Origin of the sequence: Gelatiniphilus marinus (assembly GCF_042684345.1) — a bacterium.
GTDB classification, from domain to species: Bacteria; Bacteroidota; Bacteroidia; order Flavobacteriales; family Flavobacteriaceae; genus Gelatiniphilus; species Gelatiniphilus marinus.
In genome coordinates this window covers 60,784-87,525 of sequence record NZ_JBHULK010000008.1, presented here as the reverse complement: position 1 = coordinate 87,525, position 26,742 = coordinate 60,784, and the positions used below count along the sequence as shown (strand labels likewise).

At 35.8% G+C, this 26,742-nt stretch carries 28 protein-coding genes; 4 read left to right on the top strand and 24 right to left on the bottom strand.

What is annotated here, in order from left to right; translation table 11 throughout:
* Positions 1-795: a cation transporter gene (locus ACFSQS_RS14970; RefSeq protein WP_246906194.1), complete on the top strand. Its 795-nt coding sequence runs from the start codon at positions 1-3 to the stop codon at positions 793-795.
* A gap of 6 nt (positions 796-801) precedes the next feature.
* Here the strand turns inward: ACFSQS_RS14970 and ACFSQS_RS14965 are convergent, their stop codons facing one another.
* The 23 genes from ACFSQS_RS14965 to ACFSQS_RS14855 form a co-directional block, all read right to left on the bottom strand.
* The gene (locus ACFSQS_RS14965) at positions 802-1,464 is read right to left on the bottom strand and encodes an ATPase (protein ID WP_246906193.1); all 663 of its coding nucleotides are present in this window, start codon (positions 1,462-1,464) and stop codon (positions 802-804) included.
* Positions 1,448-2,167: a hypothetical protein gene (locus tag ACFSQS_RS14960; RefSeq protein WP_246906190.1), complete on the bottom strand. Its 720-nt coding sequence runs from the start codon at positions 2,165-2,167 to the stop codon at positions 1,448-1,450. Before ACFSQS_RS14960 ends, ACFSQS_RS14965 begins: the two co-directional genes overlap by 17 nt.
* Before the next feature lie 3 nt (positions 2,168-2,170).
* Positions 2,171-2,455 carry a helix-turn-helix domain-containing protein gene (locus ACFSQS_RS14955; RefSeq protein ID WP_246906187.1) on the bottom strand — a complete coding sequence of 95 codons (285 nt, stop codon included), beginning with the start codon at positions 2,453-2,455 and terminating at the stop codon, positions 2,171-2,173.
* Positions 2,456-2,768: 313 nt separating this feature from the next.
* Positions 2,769-3,605, bottom strand: a complete 837-nt coding sequence (locus tag ACFSQS_RS14950; protein WP_246906183.1) for an RteC domain-containing protein — start codon at positions 3,603-3,605, stop codon at positions 2,769-2,771.
* Between the two features lie 258 nt (positions 3,606-3,863).
* Positions 3,864-4,781, bottom strand: coding sequence for a helix-turn-helix domain-containing protein (locus ACFSQS_RS14945; protein ID WP_246901743.1), 918 nt, complete (start codon positions 4,779-4,781; stop codon positions 3,864-3,866).
* Between the two features lie 15 nt (positions 4,782-4,796).
* On the bottom strand, positions 4,797-5,282 hold the full coding sequence (locus ACFSQS_RS14940) for an asparaginase domain-containing protein (RefSeq protein ID WP_388020771.1): 486 nt from the start codon (positions 5,280-5,282) through the stop codon (positions 4,797-4,799).
* 29 nt (positions 5,283-5,311) lie between these two features.
* Complete coding sequence (locus ACFSQS_RS14935; RefSeq protein WP_388020768.1) at positions 5,312-7,084, bottom strand: efflux RND transporter periplasmic adaptor subunit; 1,773 nt, start codon at positions 7,082-7,084, stop codon at positions 5,312-5,314.
* The gene (locus ACFSQS_RS14930) at positions 7,081-7,797 is read right to left on the bottom strand and encodes a PepSY domain-containing protein (RefSeq protein WP_246901740.1); all 717 of its coding nucleotides are present in this window, start codon (positions 7,795-7,797) and stop codon (positions 7,081-7,083) included. Before ACFSQS_RS14930 ends, ACFSQS_RS14935 begins: the two co-directional genes overlap by 4 nt.
* Positions 7,798-8,385: a DUF2911 domain-containing protein gene (locus tag ACFSQS_RS14925; RefSeq protein WP_246901739.1), complete on the bottom strand. Its 588-nt coding sequence runs from the start codon at positions 8,383-8,385 to the stop codon at positions 7,798-7,800. It abuts the gene before it with no gap.
* Positions 8,385-10,445, bottom strand: a complete 2,061-nt coding sequence (locus ACFSQS_RS14920; protein WP_246901738.1) for a copper-translocating P-type ATPase — start codon at positions 10,443-10,445, stop codon at positions 8,385-8,387. Before ACFSQS_RS14920 ends, ACFSQS_RS14925 begins: the two co-directional genes overlap by 1 nt.
* Position 10,446: 1 nt before the next feature.
* The gene (locus tag ACFSQS_RS14915) at positions 10,447-10,998 is read right to left on the bottom strand and encodes an AAA family ATPase (RefSeq protein WP_246901737.1); all 552 of its coding nucleotides are present in this window, start codon (positions 10,996-10,998) and stop codon (positions 10,447-10,449) included.
* 6 nt (positions 10,999-11,004) lie between these two features.
* Complete coding sequence (locus ACFSQS_RS14910) at positions 11,005-11,844, bottom strand: ATP cone domain-containing protein (RefSeq protein ID WP_246901736.1); 840 nt, start codon at positions 11,842-11,844, stop codon at positions 11,005-11,007.
* Between the two features lies 1 nt (position 11,845).
* Entirely contained in the window at positions 11,846-12,679 is an 834-nt protein-coding gene (locus tag ACFSQS_RS14905) for a universal stress protein (protein WP_246901735.1), read from the bottom strand.
* Between the two features lies 1 nt (position 12,680).
* On the bottom strand, positions 12,681-12,953 hold the full coding sequence (locus ACFSQS_RS14900) for a DUF5676 family membrane protein (protein WP_246901734.1): 273 nt from the start codon (positions 12,951-12,953) through the stop codon (positions 12,681-12,683).
* Positions 12,950-13,144 carry a hypothetical protein gene (locus ACFSQS_RS14895; RefSeq protein WP_123897393.1) on the bottom strand — a complete coding sequence of 65 codons (195 nt, stop codon included), beginning with the start codon at positions 13,142-13,144 and terminating at the stop codon, positions 12,950-12,952. The genes ACFSQS_RS14900 and ACFSQS_RS14895 overlap by 4 nt, the downstream gene beginning before the upstream one ends.
* Before the next feature lie 3 nt (positions 13,145-13,147).
* Positions 13,148-13,882, bottom strand: coding sequence for a heavy-metal-associated domain-containing protein (locus ACFSQS_RS14890; protein ID WP_246901733.1), 735 nt, complete (start codon positions 13,880-13,882; stop codon positions 13,148-13,150).
* Between the two features lie 77 nt (positions 13,883-13,959).
* Complete coding sequence (locus ACFSQS_RS14885; protein ID WP_246901732.1) at positions 13,960-14,517, bottom strand: helix-turn-helix domain-containing protein; 558 nt, start codon at positions 14,515-14,517, stop codon at positions 13,960-13,962.
* A 70-nt stretch (positions 14,518-14,587) separates the two neighbouring features.
* Entirely contained in the window at positions 14,588-15,043 is a 456-nt protein-coding gene (locus ACFSQS_RS14880; protein WP_246901731.1) for a heme-binding domain-containing protein, read from the bottom strand.
* The gene (locus ACFSQS_RS14875) at positions 15,044-15,658 is read right to left on the bottom strand and encodes a DUF3347 domain-containing protein (protein ID WP_388020757.1); all 615 of its coding nucleotides are present in this window, start codon (positions 15,656-15,658) and stop codon (positions 15,044-15,046) included. It lies immediately after the preceding gene.
* A 28-nt stretch (positions 15,659-15,686) separates the two neighbouring features.
* Positions 15,687-16,904 (bottom strand): TolC family protein, encoded by a 1,218-nt coding sequence (locus ACFSQS_RS14870; RefSeq protein ID WP_246901729.1) that lies wholly within the window; start codon positions 16,902-16,904, stop codon positions 15,687-15,689.
* Positions 16,901-20,608 (bottom strand): efflux RND transporter permease subunit, encoded by a 3,708-nt coding sequence (locus ACFSQS_RS14865; RefSeq protein WP_246901728.1) that lies wholly within the window; start codon positions 20,606-20,608, stop codon positions 16,901-16,903. The genes ACFSQS_RS14870 and ACFSQS_RS14865 overlap by 4 nt, the downstream gene beginning before the upstream one ends.
* Before the next feature lie 107 nt (positions 20,609-20,715).
* On the bottom strand, positions 20,716-21,129 hold the full coding sequence (locus ACFSQS_RS14860; protein WP_388020752.1) for an HYC_CC_PP family protein: 414 nt from the start codon (positions 21,127-21,129) through the stop codon (positions 20,716-20,718).
* A 157-nt stretch (positions 21,130-21,286) separates the two neighbouring features.
* Positions 21,287-22,501 carry a site-specific integrase gene (locus tag ACFSQS_RS14855; RefSeq protein ID WP_246901727.1) on the bottom strand — a complete coding sequence of 405 codons (1,215 nt, stop codon included), beginning with the start codon at positions 22,499-22,501 and terminating at the stop codon, positions 21,287-21,289.
* Positions 22,502-22,848: 347 nt separating this feature from the next.
* Between ACFSQS_RS14855 and ACFSQS_RS14850 the strand changes: the two genes are divergently transcribed.
* From ACFSQS_RS14850 to ACFSQS_RS14840, 3 genes are read left to right on the top strand one after another with little or no spacing between them, the layout of a single operon-like run.
* Complete coding sequence (locus ACFSQS_RS14850; protein ID WP_388020747.1) at positions 22,849-23,436, top strand: phage tail protein; 588 nt, start codon at positions 22,849-22,851, stop codon at positions 23,434-23,436.
* Between the two features lie 11 nt (positions 23,437-23,447).
* Positions 23,448-23,975, top strand: a complete 528-nt coding sequence (locus ACFSQS_RS14845) for a T9SS C-terminal target domain-containing protein (protein WP_388020744.1) — start codon at positions 23,448-23,450, stop codon at positions 23,973-23,975.
* A gap of 15 nt (positions 23,976-23,990) precedes the next feature.
* Positions 23,991-24,137, top strand: a complete 147-nt coding sequence (locus ACFSQS_RS14840; RefSeq protein WP_388020741.1) for a T9SS type A sorting domain-containing protein — start codon at positions 23,991-23,993, stop codon at positions 24,135-24,137.
* 191 nt (positions 24,138-24,328) lie between these two features.
* Here ACFSQS_RS14840 and ACFSQS_RS14835 read toward each other — a convergent pair whose 3' ends face one another.
* On the bottom strand, positions 24,329-26,740 hold the full coding sequence (locus ACFSQS_RS14835) for a TonB-dependent receptor (RefSeq protein ID WP_388020738.1): 2,412 nt from the start codon (positions 26,738-26,740) through the stop codon (positions 24,329-24,331).
* Positions 26,741-26,742 lie beyond the last annotated feature (2 nt).

The window sequence follows — 26,742 nt, the reverse complement described above, 5'->3', positions numbered from 1 at the left end:
ATGAACAAAACGGTATTTGAAATTAGCAAGATGGATTGTCCTTCCGAGGAAAACCTAATCCGAATGAAACTGGACGGAATTCCAGAAGTTAAAAACCTTGACTTCGACATCGCTAAACGAAAACTGACCGTTTTTCACAACGGACAGGCAGACCAAATTGAAAAGTCGATTGACGAATTGAAATTAGGAGGAAAGAAAATTTCAACAGAACAAACCCACGAAACGGATTTTGATGAAAAAACAAGCCAAAAAAGGTTACTTTGGATTGTTCTTGCAATTAATTTCGCCTTCTTCATTATTGAAATGACGACAGGACTGATTTCAAAATCAATGGGATTAGTTGCGGATAGTTTGGATATGCTTGCGGATAGTTTTGTTTATGGAATTAGCTTGTTTGCGGTTGGAGGAACGTTGATTAAGAAAAAACGCATTGCAAAATTAGCTGGATATTTTCAAATAACACTTGCAATTATTGGATTTGTGGAAGTGTTGAGAAGATTTTTCGGAGCCGATAGGCTTCCCGATTTTTCGACAATGATTATCGTTTCAATTTTTGCACTTATTGCGAACGGCTTGTGCCTTTATATTTTGCAAAAGTCCAAAAGCAAAGAAGAGGCACATATGAAAGCGAGTATGATTTTTACTTCTAATGATGTCATTATTAATTTAGGGGTTATAACCGCAGGAGTTTTGGTCAATTGGCTAAATTCTAATAAACCTGATTTGATTATCGGAACAATCGTATTTGTCTTGGTAATTCAAGGTGCTTTTAGAATTTTAAAACTTGGTAAGTAATTTATTCTACTTTCTCTTATCGCCAGCACCTTTATCAAAGGCAATTAGATTAAACAGTTCTCGCATTCTGCTGCGAACACGATTGCCATAACGTTCTTCTAATTCTTCAGCATTTAGGTTGGTGGTTGCGTGGGTTTTGATTTTTTGTTTGGTCTCAAGGTATAGCTCATATCGAGATAAAAGTACTTCGCCCATTACGTTCAGGTCTTTACCATAAAAACGTCCGGCGGGTTCAATACCTAAATCATCAAAACAGAAAAATTTAGTATTACCATATTCCTCAATGGTCTTAAAACCAAGATGGTTAAAACTAAAGGTTACGTTCCTACAAGGAATCATTTCATAAGGTCTTTGCATTGGCACAATATATCTCAGCAATTTCATTAAGCTGGTTTTACCACAACCAACTGGTCCGGAAAGTAGGATTCCTTTATCCATATCTATACCAAAGCTTTTGCAATTATCTTTATCCTTAATGAAGTAAGAGCAGAGCTTCAGAAGTATATCTCTATCTTCGTCATAAATCCTGAACTTTTCACCAAAAAGTAGTTTCCCTTTAGCATTCAAATAGATTAATATTTTTGGAAAATCATAAAATATACTTTTGCCATCAAATTTTCCTAGCGAATATTCTACGCCACCTTCGGTAATTTTAGAGGGGTTGTCCATAATCTTTGTTTTTAGTGGTTCGCAAGTTGTCCTTGATTTGGGACGCTTGTTTTTTGTTTGATTCGTTTTTTTCGTCGAATAATTCTGTTCTGTCCATCCAATTTGTGGCTAGAGCTCGCCAATCACGAATTGTTTGCCCATCGCTTGTTTGCCAGTTCCGAGTTTCATAGTGCTCAAAGAACTTTTTCCCCTCATCTGCATCAAAACTATTTTCTTCAAAAAAATCAATAACCGCCTGCCTGCCTTTTGGCTGTTTTATATAGTTTTCTTGTTTAGTATTGTTTGTATTAGATACCAGTACTTGTCCATTTATGGGATGGTGCTGTCCCACAACTGGTTCACGTATGGGATAGTACTGTTCCGCAAGCTGTTCTAATGTGGGATTGTACCGTCCCATATCTGGTTCGTTACTTGTACCAATAATGGACATCTTGATTTTACTGCCTTTATAGGGATTGTTAGATGGGAAATAGGATAAGTAAAGCCACGAGTCCAAATCCGTAACGCAGCGGTGGTATGTGGATTTTGAGCCTATTTTAGCACAACGCATTAAATCTCTACGGTTCACATAAAACTCATCTGCAAAGCGACTACTGTTCCATTCTTGGAACAGCGCCATATACAGACTGATATGGGTAGGATTTAGGCGGTCATCAAAATAGAACTTTTCAAAAGCCGCATTAAGTAGCTTTATATAGTTCATTATTTAGGATTTTGAACCGTGCTCTACACGGTTTGAAGTCATTATATTTTGTATTTCCTCGGCATCGTAGTAGATAATACCACCAACTTTAGTGTAGGGCAAAGTGCCATTGATTCGAAGATTTTGTAAAGTACCTGGACTTACCTGAAGCAAATCCATAACCTCAGAAGATTTGAGGTATCTTTTGAGTTTTCCAGTAGTTTGTTTAGATAATAATTTTTTGATGTCATCGAGCAATTCCATTTTGAATTCCCGAAGGTCGTCTGTTGTAATAATACTTGTCGGCATAATAGAACGGTTTTTAAAGTAAGAGACTATCGCATCGTTGTCAATTAATTTGATAGCCTCTGACCTGATTTGACTTTCGTTCTACAAATTTGAATAGCTTTAATGGATTTTATTCCCCAGTACAACCGTACTACGGTTAAAATTTAACATTTTGAAATTTGATTTGTTTTAGTGCTGTTTTGTAGTGTTTCTGTAATTAAGAGACTCTTAAATTGTATCAAAATTTATGGAAAACAGGTGTGTAATATGATTACCGTAGGTCAACCGTAGTACGGTCTTATTTTAACAAATAAAAGAAGAAACAAACCAATAACTATTCCTCACTTTTGTCCATTTCCGAAAGAAGGGAAGTAGTTAGCTGGTCAAGAAACAATGTCCGGCTATTTTTCCTATTCTTTATGTCCTGATAGGTTTTATAGATTTTCTTTGGGGTAAAGTCGAATACCTCTTGCAAAATTTTAGATAATTTAATAATACTTAGACCTTTTTGTTTTGCAATTCCACTCGCGGATAATGCATAGAGAAGTTCTACCCAATCCGTATTAGTGAATGGCCAAGGAATTTTTTCTGTAGGTTTTATATTCACGCTATTGCCGTTCAATCTGTTTTTAATAGAATGTTTCTTTTGGTCCATATAGTTGATAAGAGAAATATACGCCTTGAACTTTCCCAAAAGCATATCTCGTGGTGTACAAAAATCTGGGTCTTGGAAATAGAATTTGGAAGTAGTAATATGGTAAGTATTAAGATGGGCTCTGGTATAGTAGGCTTTATCGAAGTGAGTTGCCCCGGATTTTACGTACTGGCCGAAGTCAATATTATAAAGGAAAAATCGATTTAATTTGTTAATCTTCTTTTTTACAAATTTTAACTGGGCAGTTCTGTCTGCTTTAGGAAATTGAATTTCGAAAGAATGAATCTCTGAAAAATATATGAGCTTGACCAATGGTATTTGTTTGATTTTCTTGAAGAAGACTATTTCTTTTTCGATACTTTCAAAGTCATTAACCAAAATGTTTCTTTTAAAAACGGTAAGCAAATTTCTACTTAACTCGATGGAACGATAGGATTGTTCCAAAATCGGTAGATTTTCGAGCCTTATCTCGTCTAAAGCTACGAGAAGGTTTTTGCCTAACGTTTCTAAATCCATTTGCAACCATAAATACAGTTAAGCCCAACAATATTTTGGGTATTCTTAGTTTCGGTGGGTTAGTTGTTGTTAGAATTCTTTAGTTAGTAAATGCGTAGAACAGGTACTTTAAAAAGTAGGAGTTTTTACGACAAGGGGCGGCTAAAGAACTAATGAAATGTAATAACATAATTTTGAAAGAAAGACATTTTATTCCGTAGATATATACGGAATAAGCCGTATATTCCTACGGTAATTGTTGTCAAGCTAGGAATAACGCTATTTAGACTTTTTTCGGTAGCGAGAAATAAATTGTCTTCTATTCTTTGCACCCGTTTTTTTGTAGATGTTAGAGGCGTGTTTGGATACGGTACTTTCTGCAATAAATAAATCCTTGGCGATTTGTTTATAACTAAGGTTACCGAGAATTGACAAGGTAATCTCTATTTCTCTTCTTGTCAAATTTTCATAAATAATTTTCACATCGGCTGAATTGATTGCCTGTTCTTTGCTCATTGCAAATACTTCATACATTTTAGTTTTATTTTCTAAAAAATAAATATGCCTATCTATCTCAATAATAGTAATTGCGTAAAAAGATGCATTCATAACTGTAAAAGTCAACCATTGGTAATCTCCAATAAATGTCAATACAGGTAATAAAGCAATACTGGCCACACTAACCATTGATAATCTGTTACGTCGTAAAATATATTCATTTGGGTTACTCGGATTAGAAATCCTCTCGTAAAACATCCCTAAAAATAAAAAAGCGATTATCGAAATTGGTATGGTAAAAAGCAGTCTTGAAGACTTCAAGGAAGATGTGTAGAAGTATGGAATTAAAAAGAGGATGATAAAACTTACCGAGACTAAAATTGCTAAATTTCGGATAGAAGAATTATACTTTAAAACCACAATATCATATTCCTTGTACAAATAGTAAACGATATAAACACAGAGCGCTATGGCAACACCATATGTTATGACATATTGAAGAATAAAAGGTCCTGGAAAATTTTCAATAGGTAAGAATCCACCTGTTAGATTGTATGTTATAAACAGGATGCCTAGATAAAAAAATCTTTTATATCCGCTAGAATCCTTTCGAGTAGAATAATATAGCGTAAACAATACAATGACAGTATCTAATAAAAGATAGAAAAAAGTTGTCCAATGTATCGAGGTTCCAAACATAGTGCATACCGAACCTTATATGGTTTCAAATCGATTGTTCTGATTATTTTTTTTCACATTATCCCAATTAAAAATTGCTCCGTTCATAGCGATATACACTCCTGGTTCTAGAATCTGAAGCGCAGAAAGAGCAAACCCCAAATTGAAAGGAGCATCGGTATTCTTTTTTGTTCCCAAAATAAATGCGCCAGTGAGTACAATTATTTTATTGAGGGCAAGCCTACCTAAAAACTGAGCGGTTTCAACCATTGTAATAGTACCGTGAGTCAATAATATTTTGTCTGAGTCATTAGATTTTATTTTTTCGGCTATTAGTTCTCTGTCATCATCATTAATAAACCGACTATCTTTGTTTAGAATTTTTTCAATAGTATATTTTAATGCAACTCGGGCGTTGGAAAGTATATCGTCAATTGCAACTGTAGTCGTTTGTTTTTGATTAAGGTTTTCATAATCAAGACCTTCAATCGTACCGCCTGTTGAAATAATATGAGTTCTCATAATACAATAGTTTTGTGCTAAATGGTTGATTAGTCTATTACTTGTTTTACCTCTCCGCAGGTCAGCATTGCATCACCGAAATATGGATTTAATACTTTTTCTTCTTTGCTCAGCCAATAAGCGCCTTTGTTGTTATCTGCCATTGGGCAAAATTGATTGTATACCTTTTCGTTGACACCAAATAACTGTATCGCACTGCCCAAATGTGATGATAGATGCTTAAAATGATTTCTCTGTTCTTTTATATCCGAGGCTTCTGCAATAGATTTAGTTGAAGATTTTAGTTCTTTTTCCAACTTCATCCAGTGATTATGAGCACTGTTGTCTTTCAATAATTTCATATCAATCTGATTCAATTTATTGAGTAGTTCCTTTGCATCGTCAGCTACTTTCTTTGAATCATCTTTTACCAATGCATCCTTTACACCTAAATAATTATTAAAAAACGTTTTCAATTGATTTTGAAAATCTACAGAGACTTTTATCCTCTCACTCATTTCTGAGTGATTACTATCTTCGCCTGAAGTTGTTTCTTGCATCCCTAAATGTCCTTCGTGTCCGGTCATTACTTTTTCGCCTTCCTTGTTCATCATTGATTTTTTACCCTGCAATTGAGCCGCTGCATCGATAGTAAAAGTTCCATTAGTGACTATCTCATCACCATTCTCCAAACCATTTAATACCTCATAACTATCTCCGATGCTATTACCCAACTTTACTTCTTGCATTTCAAAAATTGGTTCATCAGGACTGCTTTTTACATACACTACTGAACGTTCTCCAGTCCATAAAACTGCCGTTGATGGAATATTTAGTAGCTGCTCTTTGGTTGAAGAAACACCATCAATTTTACCCTCAACAAACATCCCAGGTTTAAATAGGTCATCTTTATTGTTTAATACCACCCTTAATTTTACCGTTCGTGTTCTTGTGTCTAATACTGGGTCAATAAATGATACTTTACCTTTAAATTCTTTGTTGGGATAGGCATTAGATGTAATAATTACATTTTGACCTTTTTTGAACAAATCAATCTGATTTTCATAGACATCGAAATTTGCCCAAACAGTGTTTAATTTCGCTATTTTTAATAGCGGTTGGCCTTGCTTTATATAATCACCTTGTTCTACTAATTTTTCTGATACTGTACCAGAAACCGTAGCATATACAGGAAAGTTTTCTAACACCTCACCAGAAGTTTCAATTTTATTTATTTGACTCTCCGATAATTTCCAGAGTTTCAATTTATTTCTGACGGCTTTGTACAACGCTGGTTGCGATTCTTTTAAGGAAGCAGCTGTAATCAACTCCTGTTGTGCTGCATATAATTCAGGCGAGTAAATAGTAGCTAACAATTGCCCTTTACGAATTTCTTCTCCCGTAAAGCTCACGTTCAAACGTTCTATTCTTCCGGAAAAATAGCTCACTTGTACAGCGTTGGATTCTTCATTTTCAACTATTTTTCCTGATAACTTTATGGCGTTATTTTCCACACTACCATTACCTACTATGGATGTCTGCACATTAGCCAAAGCCATAGCATTTTCCGTTAGTTTGAATTGGTCTGCCAACAAACCATCTGCACTACTTTCGGCGGGAATTAAATCCATCCCGCAGATAGGACAATCACCAGGTTCAGGTTGCATAATTTGTGGGTGCATTGAGCAGGTCCACATTTGATTGGCGTCTGCCACTTCATTGTGATTATGTTCTGCTTCTTTGTTTGATGAGTTACCAAAAAATAACCACCCCAACAGTAATCCTATGACTACTAATCCAATGTAAATTGCGTATTTCTTCATTTCTTTGTTTTTTTTCGTTTTAATAATTTTCTAATTGAAGGTGACGATGTGTACCATAATAAGAAGCCACTTAATACTGTAATCAACCCTAAGAGGGAGAAGGCCCTTAAGACCGTAGTATTGAAATTATCCCTACCATCGTAATCCATTGTGTGGGTCATCCATAAAAAGTCAAACCATCGCCAACTGCGATGTCTTACGGTCTGAAATTTTCCATCTTTAATTGATACGTAGGCTTTGAGAGCTTCGTCTGTTTTATATGAAATCACAAAAGCTGGCAAAAGCTTTTCTCTATATTCGTGATGTTTGTCAACCTCATTAATTTGCTCAATAGCATTTACCTCTAGACCGCCTTTCATATTGTTTTTAGCGATATAAAGTGCCTCGTCTTTTGTGATTTTATTTTTTAGACTTCCATCAATAGCATTATAAAGTTGCTTGCCATTTACCCAATAATATGGCACGTTATCAATGTCTCTTAAGGCAATGGTATTAACGCCTTCTGAAACATTAAGCAGTGATGGACTTATAAGATTGTTAAACGCTTTGGGCTGATACTCTAAATTTTTAAAGTGGTCACCGTGTATATCATCGATATTTGTCCAGCTGAAATACATTCCACTAATTGTCCAAAACAGGAATTGAATCCCTAAAAAGAGACCCAAATAGCGGTGTACTTTTCTAATTTTTTGTGCTGTGTGCCTATTTACCATCTATTGTTCTACTTTAAAATTGAAGTCAATTGAAACTTTTTCCCAAGACAAATTTATTTTCCCTTCGGCGTCATCAACTTTATCGACTTTGTATTCTAAATGTTCCTTTATTTCTTCAGAAAAAGTAGGTTTTACTTTAAACCTAATAACATCATCTTTTTCATCATATTCATCTTTACCGTGCTGCTCCCAATTAGAATTAAATATGATTGTCCACTCATCTTTTGAAGGAATTGTAAAGAATCCATACTTACCAGCAGGAAGTGTTTTACCTTTAATTCGTAAGTCCTTATTGGTCTCTATCCAAGTTGCCATATGTGCTCCTGCTTGCCATACTTGGTCGTATGCCAATAAACCGCCGAAAATTATTCTATCTCTAACTCCAGGTGATGAATAGTCTATGTGAATATGTGCATCACCAATCATTGCCATCGTTTCGGTATGAGGACTTAAAGGCTTCTTTTTTGATTGTTCAACTTTTTCAGTTGAAACATTATGATTGTGCTTTTGTTCTTCAGAAGTTGTCTTTTCGTTTTTGCAACTCACTATTAGAAGTGCTATTGCAATTAATAAGGTTAGTTTTTTCATTATGTCGTTTTTGTCTTAAGGTTTCCTTTTAATAATTGTGCATTTATAGCACAGATTATAGTACTGATACTCATTAGTGCAGCTCCAAATGCTGGGCTTATCATAAGTCCAGGAATGAACCCCGTTGCTAAGGGCAAAGCCACAATATTGTAACCTGTTGCCCAAACCAGATTCTGAACCATTTTGCGATAGGTGGCCTTACCAAATAATATCAAGTTGGCAATGTCTTTTGGGTTGCTGTCCACTAGTACTATATCCGCAGTTTCGGCCGCTACATCTGTTCCTGAACCAATGGCAATACCTACATCTGCCTGTGCTAAAGCAGGTGCATCGTTTACACCGTCACCTGTCATTGCCACAAATTCGTCCATTGCTTGCAATTCTATTATTTTGTCTTGTTTCTGGTCTGGTAATACTTCAGCCATATAATCATCAAGTCCTAATTTATCAGCTACATCTTTTGCTACTCTCTCATTATCGCCAGTAAGTAAAGACACTTTTATATTGTTTTTTTGGAGGATTTTGATAGCTTCATAAGAACTCTCCCTGATTTCATCTGCGAAGGTTACAAAGCCTATCACTTCATCATCTACTATGGTAAAGATTTTGGTTTCAATGCCCTCGTATTTATCTTCAGCAACACTCTTGTTCAATTGTTCCATTAGCACATAACCACCTGCCTGTACTTTCTTCCCATTGACCGTTCCACTAACACCAACGCCTGCGTTGTACTTGAAATCGGTTACAGAAGGAATCTTAATATTTTCTTCTTTTGCCTTTCTTCTTAAACCTTTGGAAATATGATGTTCGGAAGGGCTTTCAACAGCCGTCGCATACTTTAAGAGTTCTGTTTTATCGTAGTCTGATGATAATGGAACAATACGTACTACTTCGTGTGAACCCTTGGTAAGTGTTCCAGTTTTGTCGAATACTATGGTCGATATTTTGCGAGATGCTTCAAAAGCTGTTCTATTACGAATCAATAATCCATTTTTTGCCGAAATACTAGTAGATATAGCAGCTACTAGAGGTACAGCCAGACCTAAAGCGTGTGGACAACAGATAACCATAACAGTTACCATACGTTCTAAGGCAAATGATACTGTTTCTCCTAAAGCCAACCACGTAAAGAATGTACCAAAACCTAATACTAATGCAATTACAGTAAGCCATTTTGCAGCTACGTCTGCTAAACGTTGTGTTTTAGACTTTTGCTTTTGAGCCGTCTGAACCATATTTATCACTTTGGATAAATAGGTTTCCTCTCCAATACCTTTTACTTTTACTTTAATGACCCCATTGCCATTAATAGCACCACCAATTACTTCTTCATCAACACTTTTGCTTACAGGCTTACTTTCACCAGTAAGCATACTTTCATTAAGGTCACTTTTTCCGTCTACAATTATTCCATCAGCTGGTACTTTTTCTCCTGGTTTGATAAGGATGATATCTCCTTCGTTTAGTTCGCTTATTTTTACTTTTCGAGTTTGGCTACCATCTACCAAATTAGCTTCATTAGGCATTAATGCTGCCAATGCTTCTAAGGCTTTACTTGCACCCAAAATAGAACGCATTTCTAGCCAATGACCAATTAGCATTACGTCAATAAGTGTTGCTAATTCCCAAAAAAACGTTTTGCCCTCGAACCCAAAAATGACCGCAACACTATAAAAATATGCTGCCGAAATTGCTACGGCAATAAGTGTCATCATTCCTGCTGACTTCTTCTTTAACTCACTCACCAAACCTTTTAAAAATGGCCATCCACCGTAGAAGTAAACAATACTCGATAAAGCGAACAGTACATAATTACTGCCTGTGAAATTCCAGTCCACTCCTAACCAATTCTGTATCATTGGCGATAATAGAAGAATCGGTATCGTCAAAATTGTGGACACCCAAAATCTTCGCTTAAAATCTTCTATCATCATTTTGTGATGGTCGTGACCCATTTCTCCGTGAGCAGGATTATGACCAGAATGGTCCATTTTACTATGGTCCATTTCTACTTTCTCCTTGGAATGGTTTTCGTGGTTATGGTGTTCGTGATGTTCCATTTTAATTGTTTTTAATGCTGTTCAATATAAAATTCACTCGTTTCAATGGTGGTAATACAGGGACGTGTACTACTGGAAACGGTAATGATTCATACACTTCAGTTATAAGATTGTGTATTTGATTTTGGTCGTTTTCACTTTCCAATCGAGCATAGTCGTTGATTAAAGGCAGTTTGTCTAGAACAAAAACCTTTTTGTAATTCACTTTACGCATTGCTTCTTTTAAAATTTCGTCAACTTCTAATTTTAAAAACCGATAGTACGCCAATGCATCAGGGATTGCCCTGTCCAAAAAAACTAAATCTTTAGGGTTTATCGATGCTTCCTGCTCGATTTGCATATCTAAAACACCAAGTTGAAACTCTCGTTTATTACTTCGCAATTCTTCAACAGTCTGTCCCTTTACACGCATTGTATCTATATAATGCCTTGCGTGTTCAATGGTGGTTTCATATCCTCGTTCGGCAAGCATATTGATAGTGGTAGTTTTGCCAGTACTTGGACCGCCAGTAATAACACACCAATTTGTTTTTATGATTTTATTGCTTTTCATTTTGTTTTAATGGTTACATAATTCATTAGCTTCTTTAAGAATGTTTTTCTTTTTGGATGATGCCATACCCAAATCATCCAATAGTTTTGGATTATCGCAAACCTCTCTACAAAGCACAATGCCTTTGTTTAGTATCTTTTGTTTTTCCTGCTTACTTAAGGAAGGTAAAGCCGTAATCGGGTACAATCTTGAACCATCAATTTTACTTTTAAGGCTGTTTTTTTCGGGATAATCCCAACTTACTAATCCAAGCCCTGAACATTCGCCAAATTGTATAGCATCGGTTGAGAACCTTGTATTGGTATAAACCCAGCCTTTATGAAATTTTAGTGAATGGTCATTTTGCTTTAACCATTGAGTTTCTAAATCCTTAAACCTGGACTGTATGTAAAGAGGTATTTTTACATTGCAATTTCTACCTTGGTCGCTATGGAACTTACATTCCACTAAATAATGTTCGTTAGCTTTCAAAGCAGCTACATCTACTTCGTGGGTTACACAATGACCTTGCATAACGACACCTACATCTGTATTGAAGCCTTCATATTCGAGGATTTTACCAATATATTTCTCAAAAGGATAGCCAGTTGGACCAAATTCCATAATGGCTTTTTTGAGTTTGTATCTAGCAGAACCTGATTTTGATTTGCGTTTCAACATCTTATAAGCTATTTCATAAATCCGTTTGGTTGTCATTCCTTCAGTTAATTGCTCCTGAACTTCTTGGGCGATTTCTTGCACAAGTTTTTCACTTGCTTTGGAATGCCTTAAAGAGCGTTTTAGCTTTTCGATATTGAATGCTTGAACCTCGCCTGAATACTTTATGATATTGATTGCTTTTTCCATTTTAAAGATGTACTGTCATTACAGGTTTTTTTGAATGATTAGTAACACTCTCAGCAATACTCTTTGAAAAGACACTTGCAAATCCTTTTCTACTATGGGTATACATTGCTATTAAATCCACATTATTTGAACCTTCAAATTTTTCAATACCACCTAATACGGTAGATTCATTATAGACGTGCATTGCATAGTTTTCCAATTTTGGGAAGTGCGTTAAAAACTCTTTGATGGGTTGCAATCCATTTTCAACACTATTAAAATCTGATGTGGTGTTAATGTTCAACAAATGGATTTTGGCATTACACTTTTTGGCTATGCTTTTTAACTCAATAAAGGCATTGGATATATCTTCCTTAAAATCAGACACAAATACGATATCCTTAAAAGGAAAGGCTACTGTATCTTCTTTTACAACCAAAATTGGTACTCTTGCTTTCCGAATGATTTTTTGGGCATTGCTTCCTAACAATTTCTTTAAAAACCCATTTTGTATGCCTTTACTTCCGGTAATAATGAAATCGTGATTAAAGTTGTGAGAATGGGCTACAATTGCATCTTCGTCAGTAATAAATTCTAAAAACGTCCTTGACTTTAAACCTTTACCTTCAGCTTCTTTGTCCAAAGCCCTCAATTTACTTTTAGCTATGCCAATTGCTGCAAGGGTATCAGGGTAGTTTTGCTCCTGGGTCTTGGTTAATTTTGTCCAGTTAACTACTGTACTTATTTGATGCAAAAAATGGATTTCTGCATTAAAAAGTGCCGCCATTTCTATAGCCAATTCTGCTGCTTTATTGCAGTTATCTGAAAAATCCGTGGGTACTAATATATTTTTCATCTTATTTCTTTATTTGCCAATTATAAAGCGATGCAATACAGGCACCGATTAACCAACCCAAAATGAACGTTTGAACAATTCCTAGACAAGCTTCCCAAAGTGGAATATCCATCCTAATTACAGTCGATACATCCAGTCCGTGCAGTAGGCTATTGAAGAATTTTACAGACCCTTCACGGCCAACCGTAAACATTACCACCATACAACCCAAATAGAGCAATGCTCCAGTTAGGCCTGTGGCCAATCCTAATTTTTTGATGTTGATTGTTTTCATAATTGTGGTTTATTGTTGTTTTCTTTATCGTGATTATGCTTGTGATGCGGCATTAACAGATGACATCCGAACATTAGAATTATAAAAATGAACAAGGAAACGTTTTCGCCCATTCCTATACTTGGTGCAATAAAAATGAGTAGCAACGGAAGTACACAACCTAATATCATCCAAAGTGTATGTGATTTCATCTTTTATATAATTTGGGTTAACATTACAATCGCCATCACAATCATAATGGCATTTTCTATAAATGTGGCTTCAGTCATTGGCAATTTTAGCGCCGTTCCGAGACAAGCACAACGAATTGATTTTTTATCCAGAAGCGTTTTAGTAACACCAATCGTTGTAATACTTAATATTATAAGTGTGGCTATAAGAGCAATTTCAATTTCAAAACGCATTAAGAACATCAGCCCGAGAACAGTTTCGATGAATGGATATATCCAGCCATATATTGAAACCCGTTTTGCCAATGGGTCATACATTCTGAAGGATTCTGGGAAATTCTTTAAATCGAGCATCTTGAAGAAACTGAACACTATGAAAAACAAACCCATAAAATCCAGCATTACGGCATTACCATCCCAATTCTTATAATGCAACAAAATACTCGCAGTTGCAATGTAAAAAAGGATGAGCAACAAGGGCTGTAATTGTTGCAGTTTTGATTTTTGCTCAGTGGCATCCAAGGATTGGGATGTCATCTGAAAAACGTTTTTGTTATCCTTTTCTGAAAGAGTATATTTTTCAGGTAACGCTTTTTTAAGGGCTTCCGTAGCAACGTGGCTACTCATTGTAACTTCAGCTTCGGCTTTTTCAAGGTTAACAGAAACGTTGGTAACGTTGTCCACATTACCCAAATATTTTTCTACGGATGCTTTACAGCCTCCGCAGGTCATTCCTGTTATGTTATATGTATGTGTCATTGTTCATTTTTTTTAATGATTATTACACAAAATTAATTTCTGCAACGCACCTTCATTTGTACAATTCTGGATAATCCTTACACAATTTGGTCTATGGATTTTCTGTTCCATTTTTGTAGATTTTTAAATGTCGTCATTGACATTCCTGTTACATTTTTAAACTGTCTTGCCAAATGGCTACTATTATTGTAATTCAAGCTGTAGGCTATTTCAGAAAAATTTAATTGCCTCAACTGTATCAGTTCTTTTACCTTTTCAATCTTTAAATTGATTTCATATTTTTCAATCGTTACACCTTCAGTTTTGCTGAACAGTTTGCTTAAAGCCGAATAAGAATTATTAAACCTTTTGGTCAAAAAAGATGAAAGGTTTGCATTGTCCTGATTTTCGATTTTTTTTATGAGCGCAATTTTTATTTCCTCTATCAATATTTCTGTTTCATCCTTTATGATTTCAAAACCGTGTTTGCTCAGCACTTTTTCTAATTCTAATGTTTGGATGCCTGTCTTTTTGTTTAGAACAATTTGTCCAAGCTCAACCGTTTTTATGTCACAACCCAATGCTTCCAACTCCCGTAATACAGTTGATTTGCATCTGTCACATACCATATTCTTTATGTTAAGGGTTTGTTTCATAATACTTTTTATAGTGCCTGAAATGGGAAGGGCTATTAACCAACCAGTATTTCCTTCCCATATCAGGGCTTTATTTTAATTTTTCTTTTAGGTTCTTCATATAATCAATAATCAAGGTCTTTTCAGAATTGGACAACTTAGCATCCTTGTGAATCAAGGTGTAAGATGCTAGTGGCATCTCATCATCTTTAACCTGACTAATTATTGACTTTAGTTTGCTGTTTTTTCTTCGGTTGGAATACGCATCCCATTCATTGAAATTCAATTCTTCCTTTCCTTCATTAATATGGTCTTCTAAAAACCAAGCAACAGGTTGTACCTTATTATACCAAGGGTATTCTGTGTTATTACTATGACAATCATAGCAGGACTCTTGTAATAGTGCGCTTATGCTTTCTTGGGTGTTGTTTACCAACAAGAAGTCAGTTTTTGGCACAGTATCACTTTGATTGAGGTCTGTGGGCACAAACTGAATACCCACAAATCCAGCCAATAAAATCAGTGCTATGATTTTTACAATTTTCATTTAGTTAATTTCTCGCTGTACTTTACCACATTTCAACATCTGGCTTCCATAATATGGGTTGCGTACTTCTTCCTTTGTACTCAACCAAGCTGTACCGCCATCATACATTGGGCAAAATTGTTCGTATATTTTCACTTGTGTTCCCGTGATAGCTATCATATCAGTAACATCCTTGCTCAAAACTTTAAAATGCTCGCGTTGGTGTTTAATATCACTTTCACTGATATGTTCCGCGTGCTCGATAGCATCTTCCATAATGTCCTTTAATTCTGATTGCTGGGCATCCGTATATTTTGAAATGTCAAGCTTTCCTAATGATGTTGCGAGGGTTGCACCCAATTCTTTAGCTTTGGCATTATCATCTGCCACCAAGGCATCCTTTAAGTTGAAATAGTCATTTAATATTGTTTGAGAATTTCCATCTCCGTTCATTGCCATTTCCTTTTTATCCACATCGTGGTGACCATCGGAATTATCGTGGTTCATTTTTGAATGGTCTTCCTCAGTACTCATTTCAGAATTGGTACTGTTTTCTGTTTTCGCATCTTTACAAGACATAGCCGATATGCTTATAAATGCCATTACCATAATTGTTGTTAATCTTACTTTTTTCATTGTTATTAATTTTAAATTATACTTGTTTTTAGTTACTTAAGTAATTGATTATTGTTGTTTGAACATAGAAGGTTTTCACCGATTCTATTTGGTTCATTTGGAACTTTAATTGTAGTTCCTGAATGTCCAGAACATCGTTAAAATCAATTGTTCCAGTTTCATAGCTTTTGATTAAAATTTCTTCAGCATCATTGGCTTGCTCCAAATTCTTCAATTGAGTCTCATTGCTTATTCTTGCTGAGATTCTATCGTTTACGGCTTTATCTAATACAGTTTCCAATTTGTTCAATCGTTCTTGTTTCTGTGCAGTTATTTCCTGCTGTTTAAACTCATTCTGCTTGGTTTGAGATTTGTATTTTTTGTTGAAAATTGGAATTGATACTGATACCATTGGCATTACAATGTCTTTTCCGTTATCACTAAAATTCATATTAGGTCGCTTGTCAACGTTGACATAATCCAAACCAAAACCAATCATAGGAAGGCTTTCTTTTTGATTCAATAATTCTGACTGCTCAACAGATTGGTAGAGTTTGTCATATTTTATCAATTCTGGATGCAGGGATAAGTTTTCTGTATTTATCAAAGTGGTTTCAGAAGGAATGGTTAATTCTTGAACTACATTCACAGCAATATCCTTATCACGGTTCAAAAGTTTATTGAGAGCCGTTTGTTCTGCCAAATATTGTTGAGCTAATACTTCCTTTAATTGTTCCAACTCATTTTGACGCATTTGTAATCGCAATACGTCCACAGCTGAAGCTTTGCCAACTTCTACAGAAGTCAATGCCAAAGTCTCATAGGTTTCGAGCAATTCAATATTTTGCACTAATACCTTTTGCTTTGCTTTGTTCGCATACAAATTGTAGTAGGATTGCGATACGGTAGCGATTAATTTTCTTTTGGCAATAACAATGTCCTCATATTTGGCATCGGCCAATGAGTTCACATAGTTTTCCCTAGCAGTTATCGAACCAAACCAGGGTAACATTTGTTTTGCTGATACTTTAAAGCGTTGAGCCCCTGTTCTTGTCTCCGGTTCACTAACAAAGTATCCAACTCCAAATTCAGTATTTGGAATCGTGTTTACTTCATTTACTTTTTCAGAAACAATACTATATTGCAATTCAAATTTTTGAATTTCGGGACTGTTTTTCAATGCCTCCTCAATGAGAGTTTCCAATTGTTGGGCATTTGAAAAACCAAATGTTAAAAGCCCAATCGCTATTAAAATTATTTTCTTCATTTCGCTATTTTTTTAAGTTGTACTTCTTGTTTCCAACTATATAGAACAGGAACAACAAATAATGTGATTAGAGCGATGACCATACCTCCAAAACTTGGTATTGCCATAGGAATCATAATATCACTTCCTCGACCAGTTGATGTTAAAATTGGCAATAATGCCAATATGGTGGTAGCTGTGGTCATCAGGCAAGGACGAATACGTTTTTCTCCAGCTTCAACAACAGATGCTCTTATTTCCTGTTTTGTTTCAGGTGTATTTCTATCAAAGGTTTGGGTTAAATAGGTTGCCATAACCACACCATCATCTGTTGCTATACCAAATAAGGCGATGAAACCAACCCAAACAGCAACACTTAAATTAATCGTATGCATTTGAAATAGGTCTCGTAAATTCTCTCCGAAAAAATTGAAGTTTAAAAACCAATCTTGTCCATACAACCAAATCATTACAAAACCTCCTGCAAACGCTACGGCAATTCCTGTAAAAACCATTAATGAAGTGGCTACCGAACGGAACTGGAAATATAAAATCAAGAAGATAATGAGTAAGGCTAAAGGTACTACCACGGATAATGTTGCCTCTGCCCGTAATTGATTTTCATACGTACCCGTGAATTGGTAATTAATACCTTTAGGTACAATTAATTCCCCAGAATCTATCTTTTCTTGAATTAGAGCTTGGGCATTTTCAACCACATTAACTTCTGCAAAACCATCTAATTTGTCGAACAGTACGTAGCCCACTAAAAAGGTGTCTTCACTTTTTATGACTTGCGGACCTTGTTCGTATCGAATGGATGCCAATTCGCTCAATGGAACGGGGCTTCCTTTTTCGACAGGTACGTAAATTTGTTTTAAATCGTTCGGGTTGGCTCGCAATTCTCTTGGGTAGCGTACACGAACTCCATATCGTTCACGACCTTCAACCGTTTGCGTTAACACCATTCCGCCTACAGCAACTTTCAGCACATTTTGAACATCATCTATAGATATACCATAACGAGCCAGTTTTTCCCTATGTATATCAATTAATAAATAAGGTTTTCCAACTATCCTGTCTGCAAAAACAGCTTCGACTTTAACGCCTTCAGCTTGCTTTAAAATATCTTCTAATTGAATTCCAAAAGCTTCAATTTGCTTTAAATCTTGCCCTTTTACTTTAATTCCCATAGGAGCACGCATTCCTGTTTGAAGCATTACCAATCGGGTTTCAATCGGTTGCAATTTAGGTGCTGAAGTTACACCTGGTAGCTTGGTTACTTTTACTATTTCTTTCCATATATCGTCAGGAGAATTTATTTCTGGTCGCCAGTTTCGGTAGAATTCGCCATTGCTATCTTCGATTAATTGTGAGCTGTCGAATGTACTGAAAGCAACGTTTTCAGAATTATTAGGATTTGCAATAAATCGTCCGTCCTTCAATTCAAATAATCCATCATCATTTACTTTATAGCGTTGACGATTTCCTTCTTCATTCAATGCATATTCTGGTTTGTACTGAATAACATTTTCATACATTGATAAAGGAGCAGGGTCTAAAGCTGATTCTGTTCTACCTGACTTACCAACAACGGTTTTGATTTCTGGAATACTGGCTACAGCCATATCCAACTGTTGTAAAATTCGTTTGTTTTCTTCAACTCCTGCGTGGGGCATAGAAGTTGGCATCAGTAGGAATGAACCCTCATTTAGTGATGGCATAAATTCTTTTCCTGTATTTTTCATAATGGAAAAACCAGCTACGACGATAAGGGTTGGAATAGATAGGAATAGTAATTTATTAGCTAAAGCCCATCTTAAGATTCGTGTGTAATAGTTTCTAAATACAGTGAATGCTCCTAATAACCCAAAACAAATAAGTCCAACAAAAATGAGATTCCAAAAAATGCTTCTATCTACACCTAGTGGTCGCCAATATTCTGCTAAAAGAAAAACTATTGCTAATGCAGAAACTCCAATATTTAAAAGATTGGCTCGTTTTTCTGTTATTTTATCCTGCATTTTTAGTAGGGTAGTAACTCCAAATGCAATTAGAATTAGTCCTAGCCAATAACCAAAGATTATTGCAACAATACCGAGAGCTACCAAAAGACCATTGATTATATAACCAGATGTCTTTTTTATACTCTTTTTTCTAAATAAGAACGCCGCAAATGGTGGAATTAGAAACAACGCCACAATGATGGATGCCGTTAAAGCAAATGTTTTTGTAAATGCCAACGGTCTAAATAATTTTCCTTCCGCACCAATCATTGTAAATACAGGAATAAAACTAATAATAGTGGTCATTACTGCTGTTACAATTGCTCCAGATACTTCGGCAGTAGCATTATAAACTACTGTGTTTATTGGTGCTTTTTCATTATTTTCATCCAAGTGCCTTATAATATTTTCGGAGAGTATAACACCAACATCTACCATTGTGCCAATTGCTATAGCAATACCTGATAATGCAACAATGTTCGCATCAACTCCAAAGAGTTTCATCGCAATAAATACCATTAGAACTGCTACAGGTAGAAGCCCGGATATTAGAACCGAAGCACGAAGATTAAATACCATAATAATGATTACCAAAATGGTAATTAGTATTTCTAAAGTCAGTGCTTCGTTAAGTGTTCCAAGTGTTTCTTGTATAAGTTCTGTTCTATCATAAAAAGGTACAATGGTTACTTGCGAGGTTCTTCCATCACTCAATACTTTCGACGGTAATCCAGGACTTAATTCATTTATTTTTTCTTTAACATTATTAATGACTTCCATCGGATTTGCACCATATCGAGCTACTACAACTGCTCCTACAACTTCCGCACCTTCTTTGTCTAATATTCCTCTACGAGTTGCTGGACCTAAAGACACTTTACCAATATCTTTTATTTTAATTGCTGTGTAATCTTCTGATGTGACGACGGCATTTTCTATATCAGCAATAGACTTGACATAACCCAAGCCACGTACCAAGTATTCGGCCTTATTTATTTCTAAGGTCTGAGCACCAATATCTTTATTACTTTCTTTTACGGCTTTTACAACGTGATGTAAGCCAATATTATATTGACGCATCAATTCTGGATTAACATCTACTTGGTATTCCTGAACATAACCACCGATAGATGCTACTTCTGACACGCCACTTGCGGACGACAAAGCATATTTTACGTAGTAGTCTTGAATGCTTCTTAATTCGTGTAAATCCCATCCACCAGTAACTTTTCCATTTTCGTCACGACCTTCTAGTGTGTACCAAAATATTTGTCCCAAGCCCGTTGCATCTGGCCCCAAAGCTGGGTTAACTCCCTCTGGAAGTAATCCACTCGGCAATGAATTTAGCTTTTCGAGAATACGGCTACGACTCCAATAGAACTCTATATCCTCTTCAAAGATGATATAGATGCTCGAAAACCCGAACATTGACGAGCTACGGATGGTTTTCACTCCTGGGATACCTAGAAGCGATGTTGTTAATGGGTACGTTATTTGGTCCTCTATATCCTGTGGAGAACGACCATCCCATTTAGTAAAAACGATTTGCTGATTTTCACCAATATCGGGTATGGCATCCACAGCTACAGGATTGGATGGTAAAAAACCAGTATCCCAATTAAAAGGTGCATTTACTATTCCCCATCCTATGAATAGAACGAGTAGTAATACTGCAACAAGTTTGTTTTCTATTAGAAATTTTATGCTTTTGTTTAGCATTAGCTTGATAATTAAACAATTAGACAATGGCGTTAAGAAAACACCGAATACAAAGGATTATCCTAATGGAAAACATCCACTGGATAAAAAAGTCTATTGCTTAAAAATCAAATTAAATATGTCTCGTCTAGCTTGTAGATTTGCCTGACAACGAGAGGAGGCCTATATTCTTCGTAGGAGACAACCTTTTTATCTAAACTTTCAAAAAGGTTGATATAAGTGTAAACAAATGAAGCAACAAATAATTGTTGGTCAAAAGATAGTGTGTCAAAAGATATGTTTAATTCATCTTGACCATCAACTATCAACTGTTCGTCAGAACAACAATCTTTTACCTTAACAGAACATCCTTCAGTTGAAGGGTTTTCCATTTCCATACCGCAACCTTTTGCTTTGTGGAATATGGCAGTTTCAACTAAATTATCTCCACAATAATGCATATCAACAGTAAATGACATTGTAGAAAAAAGCATTACAATAGCCATCAAAAAGGATGATATTTTATGAAAAATTTGCTTCATTGATAATGCAAAGGTATAAAATTTTAACAATTTTTATTGGGATTAACAATATTTTAATTTTGCAAATGAACTTTTGAACGAACCATTAATTATCATTAAACAGGCACTTTAGCTAGGGTTGTCAGCTCAAAAAATATAATTATATAATGGAGTGAAATTAAAAATTGACCACACTATCCAAAGCGTCATCGGCATCTTTGTGAATAAAGTTGGCTTGATAGTTAATGGTAGTTTTTAAATCTGTATGACGATACAACTTTTGAAGCATTAGGGGATGAATATTATCTGCGGCAATATTGCCAAACGAATGACGAGCAATATGCATCGTTACCTTTTTTTGAATGCCGGCTCTTTTCGTAATTTTCTTTAGATGGTCGTTGAACTTTTTATTTGCCACCTTCTTTTTTCTATAAATATCCTTTGCATCGGTTAAATCTGCTTTTTTCATTTCTGGGAACACAAAATCATCATTACTTTTTCTATCCGAAATGTATTCTAATAAGATTTTTTCAACCTTACTTGGTATTTTCAATGATAGCAACTTGGAGTTCTTTCCCATTCTATAATGTAATCTGCCATCATAAATTTGGGACCACCTTGTAAACAAAACGTCAGACACACGCATTCCGGCAAAATAGAAACTAAAAAGCCAAACATTTAGCGAATGTTCTTCCATTTCGGAGAGTTCAGATACATTTTCAAGGGCTTGTATTTCTTTGCCAGTTAGTCCTGTTTTGGTAGTTTCGGGAAACTTGATTTTAAATTTGCCTGTACCGAACGGATAAAGTTCCTTACTTATTACCTTGTCCTTTATTGCCCGATTAAAGAGTAATCGAATCAAAACCATAACATTCATAGCAGTAGTTTCAGTAATTAAACAAGAGCCCTTAAGGTAGATTTTAAACTTTTTGAGGAAGCGTTCATCTATTTCTTGAAAAGTAAGTTGCCTGGCTTTGCAATATTTTTCAATATAACTGAGCCAAGCAGAATCCGTTGAATGACGATTGATTTTATTTTCTGCCACAAGGGCTTCAAGATGTTCGTCTGCAAAATCAAAGAAAGTGAGTTTAGAAGTTGGCTTATAAATTTCTTTTTTAATTTGACGTACCGTAGCATCCTTATTGTTGGTCTGTAAAACGATTAAACCTTTTCTAGCTTCTGAAAGTTTTGAAGTCAATAGATTGTTTAAGCTTTCCGCGTTAGGATGTGATTTCTTTACTTTAAGATTTTTTGTGTCCCAGTCCTCTAATTCAATATAATGACCTATGTGTTTATATGTTGAACGACGGTCTTTAGTTATCCTAATAGCAAGCGGATATAGGCCTTTCGAATTAGGCTTTTTACGAAGAATAATTTTTGCACTTGTTGACATTGTATACCTGTTTTGAGTCCGAAAGTCAAATCAGGTACAACATTTGGTATGAAAACCGTCATAAAGTTACTAATTTATTAGGTAATCTGGGTACAACATAGGTACAACAAATATTGAAATCAACTGATATTAAATGACTTTAAATAAAATGATTGTTAACATAAATCATTGAAAATGAGATGATTTATGTTTTATTGGTGCAATATATACCAGACTTAGGATCTAGTGCCGCGAGGTGTGAGAGTTCGAGTCTCTCCGCCCGCACAAAAGCCGAAGAGCAATCTTCGGCTTTTTTTGTTATATATTTATTAGATTATTAACCTTCATTATTTTTAAAATCACGAGTTATGAAAAAAACAATTACACTTTTATCACTATTGCTATGCTTAAGTTTTAGTAATACTACCCATGCACAAATAGATCCTTTAGTTGGTCAAATCTCAATGTTTGCTGGCAATTATGCTCCAAGAGGTTGGGCGCTTTGTGATGGGCAACTTTTACCAATAAGCCAATATAGTACACTGTTTTCAGTTTTAGGAACTGCCTACGGAGGCGATGGGGTTACAACTTTTGCATTGCCAGATTTACGAGGTAGGGTGCCCATGCATGCTGGTAATGGTCCCGGACTAACAAATAGAAGATTAGGTGAAAAATTTGGTACCGAAACAAACACCCTTAATGTTAGCCAAATGCCCTCGCATTCGCATTCGGTAAATGCTGTTGCAGACGACGGAAACCAATCTGTACCAACAGGTAATTTACCAGCAGGGACAAAAGTGCTGGATAAAGAATACTCTAACGCTACTGCAAATACAACCATGAGCTCGGGCATGATTGGTTCTCAGGGCCAAAACCAACCGGTTAACAATGTGCAGCCCGTGCAGGTAATAAACTATATTATTGCACTTCAAGGTATTTATCCATCAAGAAATTAAACTGTTTAGCTATGAAAATATATATAAAAATAGTTTTTTTAATAGGTTTTACCTCGTCAAGTTTTGCTCAAATTACATTTAATGGCTGCCACCCATCGTTTAATAATCAAGATTTTATCTTTACTGAAATCGGTACAGATGCCACAGGAAGAAACATATTTGAAACTATTCCCATAAATGGAGACCAACCTTGTGACGGTGTTGGTGCTTGTGAGTTTAGATTATCTTGGAACAGTGCCGAAAGCCGTTGGGAATTTATTGCCGATGATGGGAACGGAAGTTTTTCAACGCCATTTTTAATTTTTACAAACTCTGAAGCCTCCACTCCTAATCCGCCTAGTTTAAACTTAGGTGCTTGGGTAGAAAATACAACTGTTACAGAAGGTGGCTGTGGTGGCAATTTAACCACAGCAAATGCTACACTAACGGGTAATGTTCAAGACACAACTTTAGGTGTTAACCAATTAACAGTAAGCAACTCAATAGGCATTTACCCCAATCCGGCGAATAATGTGCTGCACATTAAACCCAATGGGTAAGATATAGGTAGGGTTTTGGTTTACAATGTGTTAAGTAAATTGGTTTTACAGGATAAAGGAGCTCATAGCATTGATATTTCTCAATGCAAATCAGGCTTGTATTTTGTGGAAATACAGACAGAAAACAAAGCGTTTATAAAAAAACTGATTATTACAGATTAAGTTAGTTGATTTAAAGCATGTTAAAAACCAATCCCAAAAAAACGTTTTACTTTTTTGGGATTGGTTTTTTTTAGGCAAAACAAACTTTTAGCGTAATGCTTCGAATTATATTTAACCAAAATGGTTTGCTAAATTTTCATGGCGATTTATAAGGATTTTAAAGGCAGCTAGAACAAGCCTTTTTTTAAACTTTACAAACTATATTTTAGCGACAAAATAAAATTTCTGCCCGCTGCCGCAATGCCCGAAGAATAAGTTTTATACCGCTTATCTGCAATGTTTTCTAAACTAGCGGTTAGTGTTGTAGAGTTGTTTAATTGGTATTGGGTTCTAAGGTTTAACGTACTCCAAGATGGTGCGTAAGGCTTGCCATTTTTGTCTATGGCATAAATATAATCTTTCCCGATTTCAGATGGTGCCAATTGATTAAACGACAATTCATTGTTGTAATTGGCAAATACATCGATTATTAAATCTTTATAACTCCAAACTAAATGGGAGTTTCCAAAACTTGGTGCGACATGGCGAATGGGGACTTCAATATTTTCTTTTTCTTCGGTGCCACCAATAATGCTGTATTGCGAGGTTAGTTTTAGCGTTTTGCTAAGGCTTATGTTAAGGCCTACTTCAAAACCGTAAATCCATGCTTTAGATGCGTTTTGTATGGCTTGCACATTGCTTAGCTCGCCATCGTACATAATCTGTGTTTCGCCATTTAAGTTATAATCGCGCCGTACCAAGGCATGGTCCAAATACGTATAATAGGTACTCAGATCCAATATAAAATTATCGCCAAAACTCAGTTTTAAACCTAACTCGCCACCATAGGCATATTCTGGTTTTAGGTTTTGGTTGGGTACAACCACCGCTCCCGGTTCCGAGTCGAATACCTTGCCAATGTCGTCAATGTTTGGCGCTCTAAATGCCGATGATGCGTTTAGTTTCCACTGTAAAACAGGGTTTGGCGACCAACTAATCCCTGCGGTTCCCGTAAGGGCGCCCGCTTTGTTTTCAGAAGACTCAAAGGGTAAGTTTAAATATGCGTTATTGGCATTAAAACTGGCTTTCGATACAATATGGTTAAATCGCAATCCCGATTGGAAAACAAATTTTGTATTGGGTTTGTATTTAATGCTCGAATATATAGCTGCTGATTGCCAACTAGAACCGTTTGGGTATCTGGACACGGTTGCAAAACTTGTGTTGTTGGCTATGTTCTCTTCTTTTCCATGAGACATCACTTTGTTGTAAACATATTCCAGCCCGTAAAACAGCTGGGTTTTCGAGCTTAGGTTTTTTTCAAAATCCAAATTAAGCGAATACGCATCAACGTTTTCTTCTCTTATATTTCTTATATCGGAATTAAAATCTCTGTTTGTTCTGCTTTCCTTAAAATTCTGGTAGGCCAAGGTCGCTTTTATTTTATTGTATAAATTAGAGCGACTACTAAGTTTGGTGGCTTGAAAATTAGACATAAACCACTGCTGTGGCCCATAATTCCATTCGGCAGAACGTAAGGCAGCATTGTTGTATCGAATCAATCGGTCGTACCGTGGTATATCAGATGTGGTTGTATAATGCAAACCTAAATCGAAGCTTAAGTTTTCGTAAGGCTGATAATGCACTTTTTGCATCATGTTTATTTGATTGTAGCCCGAATGTTTTTGCTTTAAGGGATTGCTGTTTTGTACAATAATATCGCCATTACCGGTTGCCAATGCAAATTCTGGTCTTAAATAGTTTTTGGGGCCATGGCTTCCCATTCTTAAATCGTTAAAGCTGGTGTAGCTTACATTGGTTAAAAACGCCCATTTATTGTAGCCCAAGTTAAAATCGATATGGGCTGTATTTTCTTGGTTAGCAGTGGCATATCTAACAATAGCGTTGGCTTTAAATAAAAGCGTGTCAGTTTTAGATAGTTTAGGTTTTAGGGTATAAAAACTCATAACGCCACCAATGGCATCGCTACCATAGATAACCGAACCAGAGCCTAAGGTAACTTCGGTATTCTGAATGGCAAACGGGTCTATGGCAATAACATTGTGCAGGTTTCCGCCTCTAAAAATGGCGTTGTTCATTCTTACGCCATCAACCGAAATCAAGAGCCTGTTTGTAGAAAAACCACGAATCATCGGGCTGCCGCCTCCCAATTGGCTTTTTTGAATATAAACTTGCCCTGTGGTTTCCAGTAAATCTGCACTGGTTTGTGGATTTGTAAACTGTATGCTTTTTGAGTTTAGATTAATTATTTTTTGGGGAATGTCTTTTTTGTTCTGTTCGAATTTTGATGCCGAAATAACAATTTCTTGCAAACCCTGGGTGTTGGCATCTAAATACACTATGTTTAATGAATTGATTTGAGATTTTGTAAGTTTTTTTAAATGGTGGGTAAGGTGTTTAAAATATATGGTTTCGGTGTTTGAAAACAAATCTAAATTAGCCTCGCCATCCAGATTGCTAATAACGCTTTTGCTTTTGTTGGTATTGTAAATGGCAACACCAAAAATGGGTTCGTTGGTAAGTTTGTCTAAAACTTTTATGTGTTGCGCTATTAAAACATTGGGCGCAAAAAGCAACAGGAAAATGGCAAAACGTAGTGGCATAC

Bases quoted from the DNA above. Each gene is read 5' to 3' on its own strand.
- ACFSQS_RS14970 (WP_246906194.1), top strand. From the start codon at position 1: ATGAACAAAACGGTATTTGAAATTAGCAAGATGGATTGTCCTTCCGAG.
- ACFSQS_RS14965 (WP_246906193.1), bottom strand. From the start codon at position 1,464: ATGGACAACCCCTCTAAAATTACCGAAGGTGGCGTAGAATATTCGCTA.
- ACFSQS_RS14960 (WP_246906190.1), bottom strand. From the start codon at position 2,167: ATGAACTATATAAAGCTACTTAATGCGGCTTTTGAAAAGTTCTATTTT.
- ACFSQS_RS14955 (WP_246906187.1), bottom strand. From the start codon at position 2,455: ATGCCGACAAGTATTATTACAACAGACGACCTTCGGGAATTCAAAATG.
- ACFSQS_RS14950 (WP_246906183.1), bottom strand. From the start codon at position 3,605: ATGGATTTAGAAACGTTAGGCAAAAACCTTCTCGTAGCTTTAGACGAG.
- ACFSQS_RS14945 (WP_246901743.1), bottom strand. From the start codon at position 4,781: ATGTTTGGAACCTCGATACATTGGACAACTTTTTTCTATCTTTTATTA.
- ACFSQS_RS14940 (WP_388020771.1), bottom strand. From the start codon at position 5,282: ATGAGAACTCATATTATTTCAACAGGCGGTACGATTGAAGGTCTTGAT.
- ACFSQS_RS14935 (WP_388020768.1), bottom strand. From the start codon at position 7,084: ATGAAGAAATACGCAATTTACATTGGATTAGTAGTCATAGGATTACTG.
- ACFSQS_RS14930 (WP_246901740.1), bottom strand. From the start codon at position 7,797: ATGGTAAATAGGCACACAGCACAAAAAATTAGAAAAGTACACCGCTAT.
- ACFSQS_RS14925 (WP_246901739.1), bottom strand. From the start codon at position 8,385: ATGAAAAAACTAACCTTATTAATTGCAATAGCACTTCTAATAGTGAGT.
- ACFSQS_RS14920 (WP_246901738.1), bottom strand. From the start codon at position 10,445: ATGGAACATCACGAACACCATAACCACGAAAACCATTCCAAGGAGAAA.
- ACFSQS_RS14915 (WP_246901737.1), bottom strand. From the start codon at position 10,998: ATGAAAAGCAATAAAATCATAAAAACAAATTGGTGTGTTATTACTGGC.
- ACFSQS_RS14910 (WP_246901736.1), bottom strand. From the start codon at position 11,844: ATGGAAAAAGCAATCAATATCATAAAGTATTCAGGCGAGGTTCAAGCA.
- ACFSQS_RS14905 (WP_246901735.1), bottom strand. From the start codon at position 12,679: ATGAAAAATATATTAGTACCCACGGATTTTTCAGATAACTGCAATAAA.
- ACFSQS_RS14900 (WP_246901734.1), bottom strand. From the start codon at position 12,953: ATGAAAACAATCAACATCAAAAAATTAGGATTGGCCACAGGCCTAACT.
- ACFSQS_RS14895 (WP_123897393.1), bottom strand. From the start codon at position 13,144: ATGAAATCACATACACTTTGGATGATATTAGGTTGTGTACTTCCGTTG.
- ACFSQS_RS14890 (WP_246901733.1), bottom strand. From the start codon at position 13,882: ATGACACATACATATAACATAACAGGAATGACCTGCGGAGGCTGTAAA.
- ACFSQS_RS14885 (WP_246901732.1), bottom strand. From the start codon at position 14,517: ATGAAACAAACCCTTAACATAAAGAATATGGTATGTGACAGATGCAAA.
- ACFSQS_RS14880 (WP_246901731.1), bottom strand. From the start codon at position 15,043: ATGAAAATTGTAAAAATCATAGCACTGATTTTATTGGCTGGATTTGTG.
- ACFSQS_RS14875 (WP_388020757.1), bottom strand. From the start codon at position 15,658: ATGAAAAAAGTAAGATTAACAACAATTATGGTAATGGCATTTATAAGC.
- ACFSQS_RS14870 (WP_246901729.1), bottom strand. From the start codon at position 16,904: ATGAAGAAAATAATTTTAATAGCGATTGGGCTTTTAACATTTGGTTTT.
- ACFSQS_RS14865 (WP_246901728.1), bottom strand. From the start codon at position 20,608: ATGCTAAACAAAAGCATAAAATTTCTAATAGAAAACAAACTTGTTGCA.
- ACFSQS_RS14860 (WP_388020752.1), bottom strand. From the start codon at position 21,129: ATGAAGCAAATTTTTCATAAAATATCATCCTTTTTGATGGCTATTGTA.
- ACFSQS_RS14855 (WP_246901727.1), bottom strand. From the start codon at position 22,501: ATGTCAACAAGTGCAAAAATTATTCTTCGTAAAAAGCCTAATTCGAAA.
- ACFSQS_RS14850 (WP_388020747.1), top strand. From the start codon at position 22,849: ATGAAAAAAACAATTACACTTTTATCACTATTGCTATGCTTAAGTTTT.
- ACFSQS_RS14845 (WP_388020744.1), top strand. From the start codon at position 23,448: ATGAAAATATATATAAAAATAGTTTTTTTAATAGGTTTTACCTCGTCA.
- ACFSQS_RS14835 (WP_388020738.1), bottom strand. From the start codon at position 26,740: ATGCCACTACGTTTTGCCATTTTCCTGTTGCTTTTTGCGCCCAATGTT.